Below are 16190 nucleotides of genomic sequence, written 5' to 3' on the forward strand. Positions count from 1 at the left end.
GCTATCAGCTAATAATTATGGGTTTAAGTCCCCCACTATATCGTAAACGATTAGTGGCAAGCTTTAGTGGTGGGTCTAAATCCCCCACTATAAGCAGTCAAAAGCTGATAGCTGATAGCTGATGGCTGAACACTTTTTTAATTTCTTATATAAAATAAATGCTACAAGGATAATTTCAAGTTAGGATATTTATTTGGCACTATTTTTAGCTACAAGTATGCCAATCCTGACTATAGAAACTCTATGTTCTGAAGCAGCATTATTTTCAGCCGTTGAGTCTAGACATCTTGAACCTTTACTTTACGGTATTACAGACGGCAAAGCTGTCGGTACATATTTAGAACAAAAATTTAGGCTTTATCTCAAAGGGCGCTACGAGTTTGTGGAGGGAAATTCAGCAAGTGGCATAGATTTTCCTGGCTTACTTGTTGATGTGAAAGTAACTAGCATTAAGCAACCACAATCATCATGCCCTTTTAGATCGGCAAGACAAAAAATTTTCGGTCTTGGCTATTCGCTGTTGATATTCGTTTATGAAAAAACAGATAACAGTCTGAACAAAACCGCCAATTTAAACATTTTGCATACTATTTATGTCAGTTCTGAGAGAACGGCTGATTTTCAAATGACTCGTGGAATTCGTAATATTTTGGAAAATGAAGGCAACAAAGATGATTTGATTGCTTTTATGTTCGATCGCAATTTACCAGTTGATGAAATTGAAGCAACTAATATTGCAGATGAAATACTGGGAAATCCTCCTTTACAAGGTTTTTTAACTATCTCCAATGCTTTACAATGGAGACTCCAGTATAGCAGAGTAATTGAGCGTGCTAGTCAGGAAGAAGGCGTAATTACAGTTTACAGAGCTAACCCATGATTCGTACTATTCACAAATCAAAAGTAGAATACGGTGATTTTCAGACACCATTAGAGTTAGCAAATAAGGTATGTCAAAAGTTAATAGAACTTGGTGTGAGTCCTGATTTTATAGTTGAGCCAACTTGCGGAGTAGGTAACTTTATCGAAGCAGCTATAGATAAATTTAGCTCAACAAATAAAATTATTGGAATGGAATTAAACTGGAATCACTTACAAGGATTGGAAAAAAAGTCAATTTTCCAAAATGAAAGGGTTGAGATAAAGCAAGGAGATTTTTTCACTTTTGATTGGTCATCATTAATAAGTTCTTTAAATGGTAAAATACTAGTGCTTGGTAACTTTCCTTGGGTAACTAATTCACGACAAGGAACAATTGAAAGCGCAAATTTACCTAAAAAGAACAACTTTCTCAACCATACTGGTTTTGATGCAATCACTGGTAAAAGTAATTTCGATATATCAGAATGGATGTTAATTCAAGTTGTTCATTGGTTACAAAATCGTGAAGCTTATCTGGCAATGCTTTGTAAAACTTCTGTTTCAAGGAAGCTGTTAAACTATTTGCATTCGCAAAGACTTAATATTTCCTACTGTGCAACTTATAGAATAGATACCAAGAAATACTTTGATGCAAATGTTGAAGCTTGTCTGTTATTTTGTAAATTTCACTCAAACTATCAAAAATATTTTTGTGATGTATTTAATAGTTTAGACAGTTCTTTGAGCCATCAAATAGGCTATAAAAATAATTTACTTATAAAAGATGTAATTTCTTTCGATCAATTAAAGCAATTGTATGATTCAACTGCTGAAACCAAATGGCGTTCTGGCATCAAGCATGACTGTTCAAATATTATGGAGTTTCACAGGATAGGTGATTCTTTGATCAATGGATTAGGAGAAGTAATCGATATTGAAGAGACTTACCTTTTTCCTTTACTTAAAGGCTCTGATGTAGCTCAAAATCGCACAAAAATTACAGAAAGATATGTTTTGGTTACGCAAAAATTTGTTGGTGAACCAACTGAAAAAATAAAAAATATCGCTCCTAAAACTTGGAGTTACCTGGAATCTCACGCTAGTTACTTAAATAATAGAAAAAGCAAAATTTATCTTAATAATCCTCCTTTCTCTATTTTTGGAGTTGGTTCATATACTTTTGCTCCTTGGAAAATTGCAATTTCTGGACTTTATAAAAAGTTAGAGTTCAAATTAATAGGCAAGATAAAAGAAAAGCCAGTTGTGTTTGATGATACTGTTTATTTCCTGAGTTTTAATGAGCAGGAAGTAGCATCCGAAACATTTCAGTTGTTGAATTCTCCAGCAGCGAATAAGTTTTATTCATCATTAATATTTTGGGACGAAAAGCGCCCGATTAAATCGAGTATCTTAAATTGTTTAAATATCACAAAATTAGCTGACTAATCTGCTAGTACAACAGAAACTCAGTTTCTTGGGTAAACTTTACGCAGATGAAAAGGAAATCTGAACAAGTTATCAATTATTGACGCGATAAATTATATGATAGATTTTACTTAACAGGCAAAACAAATTTACAATTTGTAGGTGTACTCCATGAAAGCTAGCAACGAAAATAACGGTCTGAGGGTTGCAGAGAAGGTGTCAGTTGGTGCTAGTGTGGCTGGGACGCTGGCTGCAATTTGGTCACAACAGATGATTGTAGCGGCGGCTCCTCTGACTTTAGCGCTGTCGCTGAATTTGATCAACAGAGGGAAATTTCAGCAAAAGTTGGAAGAAGATATTACGGCGATCGTATCGGAAATCGACAATCGGATCGAACAGGTAGATAAAGAAGTTGCAGGGGAAATGCGATCGCTACAAGCTTCAGTTCAAGATTTATCGCTTGCTAGCAAAACTGTAGATTCTCAACCTACTAAAGCAGAAATTTCTGATCTGCAAAAACAATTTGTTAGTCTGCAAGAAGCCTTGAGCAACCTTACTTCCTCAAAAACCCAAGAACAGCCAGAAATTACCCAAAATTTGGCGACATTTGATCCTACTTATGTAGAAATACAACTTGTTGAATTGAAAGCAGCAGTTATCGAATTAGAAGGTGTTATTTACCAAAATGACGAAAAGGAACAAATTGCCAAATTGCAAGCAGATATTGCTAAATTAAGTGCTGAGTTCAAAGAGCGGACAGAGTTACGCCAAATAACAGAATTAAGACAAACTACTAATTTGCTTCAACGAAAAATAGCTGAACTACCGACAACAACAGCTAGTGTTGATACCAGTTACTTAGAACAAGAAATTAACCAGCTAAAACAAAACTTAGCGCAGTTAAATTCTGAGTTTAAGGAACGAGAATCACAGCAACTTTCTGAGTTAAGGCAAATAACAAATACAGTTCAAGAACGCTTAACTACATTACCTGACGCGCCTGCAAGTTTTAATCCTAGTGAATTGGAGCAAGAAATCAATCAATTAAAAGAGCATTTAACTCAGTTAAAAGCTGAGTTTAGGGAGCGGGAGTTACAACAAGTTTCTGAGTTAAGGCAAATTACAGATACAGTACAAGAAAGACTAGCAACATTAAATTCAACCACAGGTTTTGATACTGGTTACATAGAAAGAGATATCAAACTATTAAAAGATTATTTTGCCGGGTTGTCTGCTCAGGTTAACGAACGTTACGAGCCACAAGAAATGACAGAAATCAGACAAATTGTAGAGTCTTTGCAACAAAATTTAGCACCTCAAATAACGGAATTAGAAACGGTAAAACCTGAATTCGATCCTAGTTATTTAGAGCAAGAAAATCAACAATTGAAATTAGAAATTGCATCTCTCAAACAACAGCTAACTAGTTCAAATGAACAAGTAGCAATGATTCCTCAACTGTTAGAGAGTTTTGCTCAAATGCAACAACAATTGCAGGAATTACAGGAAAAAACTGAGAAACTAACCCCGAAAATTCCTCAGTTTCCGCCAAGTAAACCCCCCGAACCTGTGGAAAAAAAAACTGACTATTTCGCTATTTCCAGATTCAGCCAATTTTCCACTTACTATAACAGTGGAAAATTGAGTTTAGCATCAATTTTGCGGATGGCTGAGGAGAATGGGATTGGGGAAGAGTTTCAATTAATACTAAAAGTTGCCCGCCAGCACCAATTGACTTTTGATTGTTGGCCTACTAATTTAATGGTTAGTCCGCCGACAACTCGAATGCTATCTGTACCCAGCAATTGTTCAAAATGCTTGTTTGTAGTTTCCGCAAAGCCTTCTGATGAGGGAAAATTGAAACTATGGTTATCGCCAAATACGATCGCCAAATTTTACCCAACAAACAAGCACGAGATATCTGTAATTTTGGGTGATGATGGCTGGCGAGAAATTGGTAAACCTGAAGTGGAAAACTTCGCTACTACTTTGAATCAGTTGCTTAGCTGATGAATTTTAATTAAAGTAAAAGATATTTGAAATTAAAATCCTGCTGCTAGTAAGTTTAGCCTTGAGGCGCAGGATTTTTGTTATGAGCTAAAGTAATAAACAAGAGTTGGATAAATGGATTGTGTCAGATGGATCAAGAACAAGAGTTTTACAATCGGGGATTGGAAAAGGCGCAAGCGGGAGATTTTGCAGGCGCAGTGCGAGAATTCGATCGCGTTTTGCGAATCAATCCCCAATTAGTTGAGGCATATTATAAACGGGGAAAGTGTCGCTTTGAATTAGGCGATCGCACAGGCGCAATAGCTGACTACAACCAAGCTTTGCAATTACAACCGGAAAGAACGGAAATTTATTTAAGTCGCGGATTGACTAAGTTAGCATTAAAAGACAATGCTGGGGCGCTTGCTGATGCGGAACAAAGTTTGAAATTAAATAACAATTTAGCTGCTGCTTATAGCTTACAAGGAACAGCTTACCGTCGTTTGGGAAATTTAGCAGAAGCGATCGCCAGTTTTAAGCAAGCTGCTAACATTTATTTAGCAGAAAAAGATAAGCAAAATTGTCAGCGTTGCATTAATAGTATTACCGAAATTCAAGCAGAACAAAATCGCGCCCAAACTGCATTAGCTACCCATGCTAGTTTTTACGATCGGGTATTACAAAAAGTGCAACGAGGTGAATTAACACAAGCTTTGGAAGATTTAAACTGGTTAATTCAAGCTGATTATAATGACGCTCAAGCCTATTCTTATCGCGGAATGGTGTTAAGTAAACTCGGTTATAATCAACAAGCAATTGCTGATTTAAATAAAGCATTACAACTAAATTCCCAAATTTTGCCAGCTTATTGTTATCGGGCAATGGTACGCATGGAAATGGGTGATTATGGCGGCGCAATTAATGATTGCAACCAAGCATTACAGATCGATCCTAATTATATTGATGCCTATATTTATCGGGGGAATGCTCATCACAAATCGGCAAATCATCGTTTAGCAATTGAAGATTATTCTCGTGCGATCAAAGAAAAATTAGATGAGCCTGAAGCTTATTATCAAAGGGCAATTGCACGTTTAGATTTTCAAGATATACCAGGGGCAATTGATGATTATCAACAAGCTGCTAATATTTATTTTAATCGTGGGGATTGGCAAAAATATCGAGAAGTATTAGAGCAAATAAAAAAAGTACAATCTCGTCCCCAAGGTGAGCAAAGAAAAAATTATTCGGATTTCTTTTCGCACGCAAAATCTAAACCTTTAACAGAGTTACAAAAGCAACTAATTACAATGGTTGGTGGATATCCAGATATTGCTGAACGTTTGGTGAATCTGGCGCGTTATAAATATCCGGGAATGTCGGAAGAATGGTATTGGGAAAAAGCAATTCGAGATTTGGAACGCGATCGCTAGATCGGCATAATATAGCAATAATGTTAAAATCTATTGCATCTGCTTTTAACCAAGGGATTTAGTAGTAGATGAATTTACCAGCATCAAGCCGATTGCAATTTACGTCAGATTTAAATATTTGTCGCATCTTGAACGGAATGTGGCAAGTGTCTGGCGCACATGGAAGAATTAACCCCAAAGCAGCGATCGAAAGTATGTTTAAATACGTCGATGCAGGCTTTACAACTTGGGACTTAGCCGACCATTATGGGCCAGCAGAAGACTTTATTGGCGAATTTCGTCGTCACCTTGTTGCTAACAGTGGAGAAGCTGCATTATCTAATATTCAAGCTTTCACTAAATGGGTGCCAAGACCAGGGAAAATGACCCGGAAAATAGTGGAAGATAATATTGATATTTCTCGCCGCAGAATGGGAGTAGAATCTCTGGATTTAATGCAATTTCACTGGTGGGAATATCGCGATTCTAACTATTTAGATGCCCTAAAATACATGGTCGAATTGCAAGAAGAAGGAAAAATTAAGCATTTAGCTTTAACCAATTTTGACACAGAACATCTACAAATAATTGTAGATAACGGGATCAAAATTGTTTCCAACCAAGTGCAGTTTTCGATAGTCGATCGCCGTCCCGAAGTCAAAATGATTCAATTTTGCGAACAACACAATGTTAAACTTTTTACTTACGGGACTGTTTGTGGTGGCTTTTTATCGGAAAAATATCTCGGTCAACCAGAACCAAATCCGATGACTTTAGAAACAGTTTCCTTGCGGAAATATAAAAATATGATTGACGCTTGGGGAGGTTGGAGTTTATTCCAAGAATTGCTTGAAGTTTTGCAAAGAATTGCCAGCAAACACCAAGTTAGTATTCCTAATGTGGCGGTTCGTTATATACTTGATAAACCAGCAGTTGGAGGTGTAATTGTCGGCGCAAGATTAGGAATTGCCGAACACATTGCGGATCACGCTAAAGTGTTCAATTTAACCTTGGATCGAGAGGATCTCGAACAAATCAATACTGTTACACAACAATCCCAAGATTTATTCAAATATATTGGTGATTGTGGTGACGAATATCGACGATAGTTACCTGTTGAAATTTACAAAAAAGTCGGGGAATTTTAGATATTTATGGGAAAAATTCCCCGGAATTTACGGGAATAAAACAATGGAAAATAAAACAGAATTTATTCTTAAAGTATTTATCCTTTCCGCAATTTTGTCAGCAATTATTAAATATGTCTGCCCTTATTTCAATGTTCCCGCAGCATCAGAAATTGCCCTGCTCGTTGTGTTCTTGCCTAGTATATTGTTAGCGATCGCCCTCTGGTGGCGATATCAACAACAGCAAAACTCAGTTAATCGGTAAATTTAGCCAACCTTACTTTAAAAATGAACCGCAATTTATTAGATCAATTTAACAGCTAAATCAGCTAAATATTAGGGAGTGATGACAGTGAAATTTGGTCAAATAATCGGCTTATTAGTTCTTATTATTTGTTTATATGTACTTTGGGAAATCCGGCAAGTGCTTTTGCTGGTATTTGCGGCTATTGTATTCGCTACTTCCTTAAATCAATTAGTCCGTTGGTTAACCAACACATTAAAACTGCCGAGATTTTGGTCAGTAATAGTTTCCTTAGTTTTATTTTTTGCCGTTACGATTGGCTTTTTCTTTTTAATTGTACCGCCTTTTATTGCCCAATCTCAAGAACTTATTGAATTGTTTCCGAAGGCGATCGACATTTGGAATACCAGACTCAGACAACTAATTAATGACTTACCACCTTGGATAAATCAATTTATCCCTCGACCTACTACTAATACACAAGCTTTCCGACCTAGCCAACAATTATTCCAACAATTACAACCTTTAGTACAATCATTAGTTGGTGGTGCTGGTGTATTTGTTTCTAATACATTAGGGATGATTTTGAGCTTTTTATTGGTCATAGTTTTAACAATTATGATGTTAGCTCAACCCTTAGCTTATCGCAAAACATTTGTGCGGCTATTTCCCTCTTTTTATCGACGACGAGTAGACGAAATTTTAAATGAGTGTGAAGTAGCACTAGGAAAATGGGTAATTGGCGCAATCATTAGTATGACTTTGGTTGCCTTATTAAGTTTTATTGGACTCTCAATTATTGGTGTGAGATTAGCATTAGCGCAAGGAGTTTTAGCAGGATTACTAAACTTTATTCCCAATATTGGCCCTACATTAAGCGTAGTTTTACCAATGGGTATTGCCTTATTAGATAACCCTTGGAAATCACTTTTTGTATTGATTCTTTACATATTTATTCAACAACTAGAAAGCAACTTCATTACTCCTTACGTAATGGCGCAACAGGTAGCACTTTTACCCGCAATTACCTTAATGTCTCAGGTGGTTTTTGCTACCTTCTTTGGATTTCTGGGATTAGTTTTAGCCTTGCCAATTACAGTTGTAGGACAAGTTTGGATTAAGGAAGTCTTAATTAAAGATGTGCTCGATCAATGGAGTAAAAAGAAAGAAGCTCAGACAACTAATGTCGTAGTCATACCAACCGAATCGCCACAAGAAGAATTAGCAGCAGAAACTACCCACCCTACAGAAGATAAGCAAAATATTCAAGATCGGCAAAATTAAAAGATGTGGTAAAAAGGTGATCGGTAATTATAAAAACTGGAAACCATGAAAAAGCCTTTATCTTTGCTATTACTACTTTTGTTATTTTCTCCCCAGGTTGCCAAGGCGCAAGAAAATCCCTTTATACCTTCATATCAATCAAGTCAAAACGCTGATTTTTGGCAACCAGCACAACAACTAGTACAGGAACAAATTTACTTAGTTTCTCGGTTAGAAAAGGCGATCGCCAGCGCCGATCCAGAATTTCTCAGAGGAGTGCGATCGCAACTTTTCCTGCATACCTCAGCAGTCGATCGCTTCCTCAGAAGCTACTACGCTTCCCCAATCAATCTTTGCCGATCTGTAAGTTCTGGAAACATTATCAACCCGCCACTATTAGCTAATTTAACCAACGAACAATTACAACTTTACTGTTACCTTTACATTTCCACCAACAACTTAGAAAACCTCAAACCGATCGTTAACGGGAGAATAGTTAGATTAGGAGATGTACAACCAATTTCGCCTCCACAAATTACACCTTTACCTTCACCAGAACCGCCTATAATTGGCAGAGAAGCTAAACAACCAATAGAGGGATATTTACCTCCCGTTTTACCTGCGATCGCCATTTCGATCGAAGCAACCACCCCCCTGTTAACCACCAGAAGATTACTCTCCCAAGCAACCGGACTTTTTCCCCCTCCAACTAGATTTAATTTTCCCAGTCAAGTAACAGAAGATCCTTACAATATTTCCGAAGCACTTAATCAATTATACAGTCCATTTCTCGCCTTAGAAAACACAGGAATTGCCCGAATATTACCAGCAGAATTTTATCGCCAAGACGCGAAAGAATTACGCAGTCGGTTACTAGCAAGTAGATTAGAACGTTTTCCTTATCCACCTTTAGCAGAAAGCGGCGTATTTGTTCCCCGTTTAGAAATCCAACTTGACAATAATCAATTTCAAATTGTCCAGCAAGGATTAAATTACGGCTTTATTGAAGACTTAGGAAATGTACCAATTGAAAATCTCGATGCTAAGTTATTAAATGTTGCAGAACCTACGAGAGAATTTTTCCTGAAATATCAACCACCTGATAAATTGGAGGCGTTGCAGATCGATCGTCGCCTCTTCATCACCGGAAAAATCGCCGATGTTTGTTGCATTAAACTTTTTGCCCAAGCGCCAGCAAATTTAAACCACACTTATTTAGTGCGAACAGTGCAATTTCAACTACCAGAAGCAGTATTAAACAATGAACAAATTACCAAAAGACAACGCCGCAATCTGGAATTATTACTAACAACACCTAGCAGCGATTTATTAATTGCTTTTCGCCCAATTTCGCGCAATCCAGATGGTAGTTATACAGTACTTTGGCGCATCTTAAATCGCTTCCCCGATCCCCAAATCACCGACTTAGTAAATTATGTAATTTTGGAATAGAAATATTTTTTTACCACAGATATCCACAGATAAACACAGATAAACACAGATTTAGGCGTAACCTTCCCGTAGGACAGGCATCTTGCCTGTCATTCCCAGCCTGTCATTCCTAGCCTGTCATTCCCAGCTTTGGTACGATTAATTATATAATGAGAATCATTCTATAATTAATCTGCCGCCATGACCTCAAACCCTGACTCTTCCGTACCAAACATAACCCATCGCCCCCGTCGCTTGCGGCGTATCCCTGCCTTGCGACGCATGGTAAAAGAAACGAATCTCAGCGTCAACGACTTAATTTATCCCCTCTTTGTCATGGAAGGAGAGGGAAAAAAAGTAGAAATCACATCAATGCCGGGATGCTATCGCTACACCCCAGATTTACTATTAGAAGAAATCGCCGCAGTTGCCCAATTAGGAATTAACGCCATAGCCCTTTTTCCCGTTATTTCCGAAAGCAAAAAAGACGATACAGGCAGTGAAAGTTACAACCCCGAAGGACTAGTACAACAAACAGTTCAAGCAATTAAACAAGCAGTACCACAAATAGTAGTAATTACCGATGTTGCCCTCGATCCTTTCACCACACACGGGCATGATGGATTAATAGATGAAAACGGCACAATTCTCAACGATCCTACCGTCGAAGTGTTAGTAAAAATGGCACTTTCTCAAGCCGAATCAGGGGCAGATATGGTAGCACCTTCTGATATGATGGATGGTAGAATTGGCGCAATTCGCAAAGCTTTAGATGCCGAAGGATATATTAACGTTGGCATTCTCGCTTACTCCGCAAAATATGCCTCAGCTTATTATGGCCCCTTTCGAGATGCTTTAGATTCCGCACCCAAATTTGGTGACAAAAAAACCTATCAAATGGATGCAGGAAACGCCAGAGAAGCATTAAAAGAAACCTTCTTAGATATTGCCGAAGGTGCAGATATTGTCATGGTAAAACCTGCCTTAGCTTATCTGGATATTATTCACCAAATTCGCAGCGAAACAAATTTACCAGTCGCCGCTTATAACGTTAGTGGTGAATATGCCATGATTAAAGCCGCCGCCCAACAAGGTTGGATTGATGAAAAACAAGTAATGTTAGAAACTTTGTTGAGTATTAAACGTGCTGGGGCTGACTTAATTTTAACCTATTTTGCCAAAGAAGTAGCCATGATTTTAGGTTAGGAGAAATGTCACAATTACCAGATTCCTTAGCCAAAATAGTGCAACGTTTTGCCCGTCAAAGCGATGCTAAATTGCGCTACGAACAACTCCTCTGGTATGCCAAAAAGTTGCCAGAATTTTCCGCCGCAGCCAAACTTCCTGAAAACAAAGTTCCTGGCTGTGTTTCTCAGGTTTATATTACCTCTGAGATGCAAGGCGGGAAAGTTTATTTTCAAGGAGATGCTGATTCTCAGTTAGTTAAAGGTTTGGTAGGTTTATTAATTACCGGATTGAACGGACTAACACCCACAGAAATTTTAGAACTTTCCCCAGAATTTATTAAAGATACGGGCTTGAATGTTAGTTTGACTCCTTCTCGCGCCAATGGGTTTTACAACATCTTTCAAACCATGCAAAAACAGGCGCTTTCCTATCAATCTCTCACTTCTGAATTATGAAACAATTAATAGGACCAGAGCAAAATTTTCTGGCGGAAATTCCCAAGCGGGGAATGCCTGTCACCATAATTACAGGTTTTTTGGGTAGCGGGAAAACTACCTTGCTGAATCAAATCCTCAAAAATCAGGAAAATTTGAAAGTTGCAGTTTTAGTTAATGAATTTGGCGACATTAATATTGACAGCCAGGTACTTGTTGCTTTAGAAGAAGACATGGTAGAATTGAGTAATGGCTGCATTTGTTGTACGATGAATACTAGTTTAGTCGATGCAGTTTATAAAATTTTAGAACGACAAGACCGGATTGATTATCTGGTAATTGAAACTACAGGTTTAGCAGATCCTTTGCCGATCGTTCTCACCTTAATTGGCACAGAATTAAGAGAGTTTATCACGTTAGACTCGGTTTTAACTGTTGTAGATTCCGAGTATTTTACACCAGATGATATGGATAGTCAGGTCGCACTTAATCAGGTGGCTTACGGTGATATTATCATCTTGAATAAAATAGATTTAGTCCCAGAAGAAAAAGTCGCAGAATTAGAAAACTTTTTTGATACGATCAAAGGTGGGGCGCGAATTTTACGATCGCAATACGGACAAGTTCCCCTACCCTTAATTTTAGATGTCAAACTCTCCTCAACTGAGTTTTACCAGAATCTCGATTTAGCCAATATTCCGAATAATGCCAATCATATCGCTAATGACGGATTTGTTTCGCTTTCTTTTCGTAGCGATCGCCCTTTCGCCGTGAAAAAATTTCAGGTATTCTTACAAGATAAATTGCCAGTTGGTGTGTTTCGGGCTAAAGGAATTCTTTGGTTTAAAGAAAGTACCAGAAGGCACATTTTTCAACTTAGCGGTAAACGTTACGACTTAAAAGATGAAGAATGGCAAGGAAAACCTAGCAATCAAATAGTATTTATTGGGCGTTCTTTAAATGCGCTGGAAATTAATCAGCAACTTAATAACTGCTTAACTCGATAATTCCATATAAACCGCTCCAGACGCAGAGGACGCAGAGAGAAGAAAAGGAGGAGGTTGGAACCCAAATTTTGAGGGCAATTTGGGAGATTTTTGCTTTTCTGTTTCTTTTTGCGGTAATATACCGGATAATCTGTGCAAATAAGTAGATATCTGTGATGGAAGCCAATGAGTAGAATTTTGCTGGTTTTACTGACTAGACCGACACTTTTAGGGTCTATACTGTCATTGTTTGTCACCATCAACCCCGCACAAGCATCGGAAATAATTAGCCAAACTGCGGAAGCAAATAAACAGGATTTAGTTTGTACCCCTTCCGTACACACCAAGAAATTAGTCTGTGTCAAAAAATCGAGTTTACCAATAGCTTTAGTGACACCAACTAACGTGCAACCTGGAGAAGACAACACACCCATGTTAGATTTTACAGAAGAAGAAAGCGAGTCTGCGGTAGCTTTGTTTGGTTGCGATTGTCCCGCCTGTGTTCGTTCCTTGCGACAGTTGCGAGGTCAGACAACCTGAAATACATTAAAGGCTAGAACGGATGCAAACGAAAACCTTTTTCCCTTCTAGCCATGAACACCACAACTCCAGCAACTTACCCCACCAACACCGACAGACTCTTGCAAAAATACGCTTGGAACTGGCAAGGTCAACAATTGTGGGTAGTTTACGAAACCGCAGGCGAAGGAACACCAGTCTTACTTTTACCTGCTTTTAGCACAGTTTCCAGCCGTTCCGAAATGGCAGGAATCGCCAACTTACTAGCGCCCCATTTTCAAACAGTAACATTAGATTGGCCTGGTTTTGGCGAATCCGATCGCCCACCCCTAGAGTACAAACCAGCCATATATCAGCAATTTTTGGCAGATTTCGTCAAAACAGTGTTTAAAACCCCTGTAGCCGTCGTCGCAGCCGGACACAGCGCAGGTTACGTCATGGGGTTAGCCAACCAACAACCAGAACTATTTTCGCATATAGTTTTAACCGCCCCGACATGGCGAGGCCCCTTACCCACAATGACAGGAAAACAGGAAGATTGGTTTAGTATAATTCGGGAGACAGTGCGATCGCCAATCTTAGGCGACCTTCTCTACAGCTTAAACACTGCGCCACCCTTCCTCAGCTATATGTATCAAAGCCACGTATTCACCGATCCAAAAATCCTTACCTCTGATTTTATCGATAAAAAATGGCAAATCACCCAAAAACCGGGCGGAAAATTTGCCCCCGTAGCCTTCGTCACAGGCGCATTAGATCCCATCCAAACAAACAGCGAATTTCTCAGTTTATTTAACACAATTTCCTTACCAATAATGATAGTAATTGGCGAACAATGTCCCCCCAAATCAAAACAAGAAATGGAAAACCTAGCCCAACTACCCAACATTCAAACCCGCCGCCTCAACGGTTCTCTAGGAATGCACGAAGAATTCCCCGAAGAAATCGCCGCCGAAATTCTACCATTTTTACAAAACTAAACATTCTCAAACAGTAAGATAAAGTAGAATGAGAATGATTATAATATCCTCAAGTCCCTAGACCATAGCAGCCTTAACTAACCTGTGAAATAACCCCTCCTTAAATACCTCAGCGTCCTCTGCGTCTGGAGCGGTTCAAAAAAAAGGAAAAAACACAAATAATTAAGACTGCTATAAATTCTCTTTTTCTTCTTCTTTGCGTCCTTCGCGTCTTCGCGGTTCAAAAAAAGAGAGGCAATAACCGTGACAAACACAACAGAAAACTTCGTCCCCGTCACCGTACTAACAGGCTACTTAGGTGCAGGAAAAACCACCTTACTCAACCGAATTTTAACCCACGAACACGGAAAAAAAGTAGCCGTAATCGTCAACGAATTTGGCGAAGTTGGCATAGACAACCAACTAATAATCGACGCAGATGAAGAAATCTTTGAAATGAACAACGGCTGCATTTGTTGCACAGTTCGAGGCGACTTAATTAGGATAATTGGCAACCTAATGAAACGCCGAAACAAATTCGATCACCTAGTAATAGAAACCACCGGATTAGCAGATCCCGCCCCAGTAATTCAAACCTTCTTTGTCGATGAAGACATGAGGGATAAAATCTCCTTAGACGCAGTAGTAACCGTAGTCGATGCGAAACATATTTGGCAACATTGGGAAACCGACGAAGCCCAAGAACAAATCGCCTTTGCAGATGTCATTTTATTAAACAAAACTGATTTAGTTACACCCGAAGAACTAGAAGAATTAGAAAAACGAATCCGGGCGATGAATGCAATAGCGAAAATTTATCGTACTCAAAACTCCGAATTAGAAATGGAAGCATTGCTAGGAGTAAACGCCTTTGATTTAAATCGCGCCTTAGAAATCGATCCGCAATTTCTGAACGAAAATGCCCATGAACATGATGAAACAGTAGCTTCAGTAGCAATAGTAGAATCAGGCGAATTAGACGAAGAAAAACTCAACAACTGGATATCTAACTTATTGCGAACTCAAGGAACAGATATCTTTCGGATGAAAGGCATATTAAACATAGCAGGAGAAGATCAACGCTTTGTATTCCAAGGCGTACACATGATATTTGAAGGAAAACCCGATCGCAAATGGAAACCCAACGAAACCCGGAAAAACGAATTAGTTTTTATCGGACGCAACTTAGATGAAGCACAATTAAAAGAGGACTTTCGCCAGTGTTTAGTTTAGCAGCTAACAAAATCCTCGACCAAACTTGGCAAGGCACATTATCAGATTATGTCACCGTTGTAGCTTGGTCAAATGATGGAAAAACTCTCGCCGCCAGTGACGCAGCCGGAGAAGTTATCTTATTAAAAGATGGAGAAAATCTTACCTATCTCCAAACAGCAAACGATAAATCTGTAGATTGTCTTGGCTTTTCTGTTGATGGAAAATACTTAGCAGCAGGAGGACAAAACGGAGAAGTCAAAATTTGGCGGTTAGAAGCAGAAGAAACTCAACTAATTAGCACTTTAGAAAATGCGCCGAATTGGGTTGATAAACTAGCATGGCATCCCCACACTAACCAGCTAGCATTTAGCATGGGAAAATACGTACAAATTTGGAATGCTGACAGCCAAGAAGTAGAAGTAACCCTGAATTTTGAATCATCTTCCGTATTAAGTATAGCTTGGCGACCCAACGGGGAAAACTTAGCAATTAGCGGTCAGCTAGGCGTAAAAATATGGGATGCTAAAAACTGGGATGACGACCCAATAAACTTAGAAATTCCGGTTGCCAGTTTAAATCTAGCATGGTCAGGAGACAGCAATTTTATTGCTTCTGCAAACTTAGATAATACTTTAGCAGTTTGGCAATGGGATATTCCTGAACCTTGGTTAATGCGAGGTTTTCCGGGGAAAATTCGCGCCTTAAGTTGGTCAGATTTGTTAACATCAATTGGTGCGCCACGTTTAGCAGTTGCGAGTGCCCAAAGTGTTGTAATTTGGGAAAAAGCTGCGGACGAATCGATAGGTTGGCAAGGTAAATTATTAGATAGTCATGATGGAATTGTACAGGCGATCGCCTTTCAACCCCAAACATTTCTCCTCGCCTCCGCTGCTGAAGACGGGTTAATCGGAATTTGGCAAAAAGCTAAAGAAATAGCACAAATTCTTGATGGCGCAAATGAAGGTTTTTCCTGTCTTGCTTGGCAACCCCAAGGTAACAAATTAGCCGCAGGAGGTAGCAACGGCGAAATATTTATTTGGTCAAAAGTTTCGCGGGGAAAAGGTTTTTCACCGAGATAAGATCGATGAGGTAAATGTTTGCTACAGAGGCTTGATCCCCCCTAACCCCCCTTAACAA

At 38.8% G+C, this 16190-nt stretch carries 15 protein-coding genes; all 15 read left to right on the forward strand.

Features of this window, described 5'->3' with window-relative positions:
- Positions 1-217: 217 nt before the first annotated feature.
- The 15 genes from ACE1CC_RS11070 to ACE1CC_RS11140 all read left to right on the forward strand — a co-directional run bounded on the left by ACE1CC_RS11070 (position 218) and on the right by ACE1CC_RS11140 (position 16132).
- Entirely contained in the window at positions 218-880 is a 663-nt protein-coding gene (locus ACE1CC_RS11070) for a type II restriction-modification system restriction endonuclease (RefSeq protein WP_413270516.1), read from the forward strand.
- Entirely contained in the window at positions 877-2307 is a 1431-nt protein-coding gene (locus ACE1CC_RS11075; protein WP_413270517.1) for an SAM-dependent methyltransferase, read from the forward strand. Before ACE1CC_RS11070 ends, ACE1CC_RS11075 begins: the two co-directional genes overlap by 4 nt.
- 150 nt (positions 2308-2457) lie before the next feature.
- Positions 2458-4296, forward strand: a complete 1839-nt coding sequence (locus ACE1CC_RS11080) for a hypothetical protein (protein ID WP_413270518.1) — start codon at positions 2458-2460, stop codon at positions 4294-4296.
- Between the two features lie 128 nt (positions 4297-4424).
- Complete coding sequence (locus tag ACE1CC_RS11085; protein ID WP_413270519.1) at positions 4425-5708, forward strand: tetratricopeptide repeat protein; 1284 nt, start codon at positions 4425-4427, stop codon at positions 5706-5708.
- A 68-nt stretch (positions 5709-5776) separates the two neighbouring features.
- Positions 5777-6796, forward strand: a complete 1020-nt coding sequence (locus ACE1CC_RS11090; RefSeq protein WP_413270520.1) for an aldo/keto reductase — start codon at positions 5777-5779, stop codon at positions 6794-6796.
- Positions 6797-6878: 82 nt separating this feature from the next.
- A complete protein-coding gene (locus ACE1CC_RS11095) occupies positions 6879-7079 on the forward strand; it encodes a hypothetical protein (RefSeq protein WP_413270521.1) in 201 nt (66 codons plus the stop codon).
- Between the two features lie 87 nt (positions 7080-7166).
- A complete protein-coding gene (locus ACE1CC_RS11100; RefSeq protein WP_459563829.1) occupies positions 7167-8342 on the forward strand; it encodes an AI-2E family transporter in 1176 nt (391 codons plus the stop codon).
- A gap of 45 nt (positions 8343-8387) precedes the next feature.
- Entirely contained in the window at positions 8388-9773 is a 1386-nt protein-coding gene (locus ACE1CC_RS11105) for a hypothetical protein (RefSeq protein ID WP_413270523.1), read from the forward strand.
- A 180-nt stretch (positions 9774-9953) separates the two neighbouring features.
- Positions 9954-10958 carry a porphobilinogen synthase gene (gene hemB / locus ACE1CC_RS11110; protein WP_413270524.1) on the forward strand — a complete coding sequence of 335 codons (1005 nt, stop codon included), beginning with the start codon at positions 9954-9956 and terminating at the stop codon, positions 10956-10958.
- A 5-nt stretch (positions 10959-10963) separates the two neighbouring features.
- Positions 10964-11395, forward strand: coding sequence for a SufE family protein (locus ACE1CC_RS11115; RefSeq protein ID WP_413270525.1), 432 nt, complete (start codon positions 10964-10966; stop codon positions 11393-11395).
- Positions 11392-12381, forward strand: a complete 990-nt coding sequence (locus ACE1CC_RS11120; RefSeq protein WP_413270526.1) for a CobW family GTP-binding protein — start codon at positions 11392-11394, stop codon at positions 12379-12381. The genes ACE1CC_RS11115 and ACE1CC_RS11120 overlap by 4 nt, the downstream gene beginning before the upstream one ends.
- Before the next feature lie 165 nt (positions 12382-12546).
- On the forward strand, positions 12547-12900 hold the full coding sequence (locus ACE1CC_RS11125; protein ID WP_413270527.1) for a hypothetical protein: 354 nt from the start codon (positions 12547-12549) through the stop codon (positions 12898-12900).
- Positions 12901-12953: 53 nt separating this feature from the next.
- A complete protein-coding gene (locus ACE1CC_RS11130; RefSeq protein WP_413270528.1) occupies positions 12954-13859 on the forward strand; it encodes an alpha/beta fold hydrolase in 906 nt (301 codons plus the stop codon).
- A 243-nt stretch (positions 13860-14102) separates the two neighbouring features.
- Positions 14103-15071: a CobW family GTP-binding protein gene (locus tag ACE1CC_RS11135; protein ID WP_413270529.1), complete on the forward strand. Its 969-nt coding sequence runs from the start codon at positions 14103-14105 to the stop codon at positions 15069-15071.
- On the forward strand, positions 15059-16132 hold the full coding sequence (locus ACE1CC_RS11140; RefSeq protein ID WP_413270530.1) for a WD40 repeat domain-containing protein: 1074 nt from the start codon (positions 15059-15061) through the stop codon (positions 16130-16132). Before ACE1CC_RS11135 ends, ACE1CC_RS11140 begins: the two co-directional genes overlap by 13 nt.
- Positions 16133-16190: the final 58 nt, after the last annotated feature.

It is taken from the genome of Floridaenema aerugineum BLCC-F46, assembly GCF_041929345.1.
Lineage (GTDB): Bacteria > Cyanobacteriota > Cyanobacteriia > Cyanobacteriales > Aerosakkonemataceae > Floridanema > Floridanema aerugineum.

Bases quoted from the DNA above. Each gene is read 5' to 3' on its own strand.
- ACE1CC_RS11070 (WP_413270516.1), top strand. From the start codon at position 218: ATGCCAATCCTGACTATAGAAACTCTATGTTCTGAAGCAGCATTATTT.
- ACE1CC_RS11075 (WP_413270517.1), top strand. From the start codon at position 877: ATGATTCGTACTATTCACAAATCAAAAGTAGAATACGGTGATTTTCAG.
- ACE1CC_RS11080 (WP_413270518.1), top strand. From the start codon at position 2,458: ATGAAAGCTAGCAACGAAAATAACGGTCTGAGGGTTGCAGAGAAGGTG.
- ACE1CC_RS11085 (WP_413270519.1), top strand. From the start codon at position 4,425: ATGGATCAAGAACAAGAGTTTTACAATCGGGGATTGGAAAAGGCGCAA.
- ACE1CC_RS11090 (WP_413270520.1), top strand. From the start codon at position 5,777: ATGAATTTACCAGCATCAAGCCGATTGCAATTTACGTCAGATTTAAAT.
- ACE1CC_RS11095 (WP_413270521.1), top strand. From the start codon at position 6,879: ATGGAAAATAAAACAGAATTTATTCTTAAAGTATTTATCCTTTCCGCA.
- ACE1CC_RS11105 (WP_413270523.1), top strand. From the start codon at position 8,388: ATGAAAAAGCCTTTATCTTTGCTATTACTACTTTTGTTATTTTCTCCC.
- hemB (WP_413270524.1), top strand. From the start codon at position 9,954: ATGACCTCAAACCCTGACTCTTCCGTACCAAACATAACCCATCGCCCC.
- ACE1CC_RS11115 (WP_413270525.1), top strand. From the start codon at position 10,964: ATGTCACAATTACCAGATTCCTTAGCCAAAATAGTGCAACGTTTTGCC.
- ACE1CC_RS11120 (WP_413270526.1), top strand. From the start codon at position 11,392: ATGAAACAATTAATAGGACCAGAGCAAAATTTTCTGGCGGAAATTCCC.
- ACE1CC_RS11125 (WP_413270527.1), top strand. From the start codon at position 12,547: ATGAGTAGAATTTTGCTGGTTTTACTGACTAGACCGACACTTTTAGGG.
- ACE1CC_RS11130 (WP_413270528.1), top strand. From the start codon at position 12,954: ATGAACACCACAACTCCAGCAACTTACCCCACCAACACCGACAGACTC.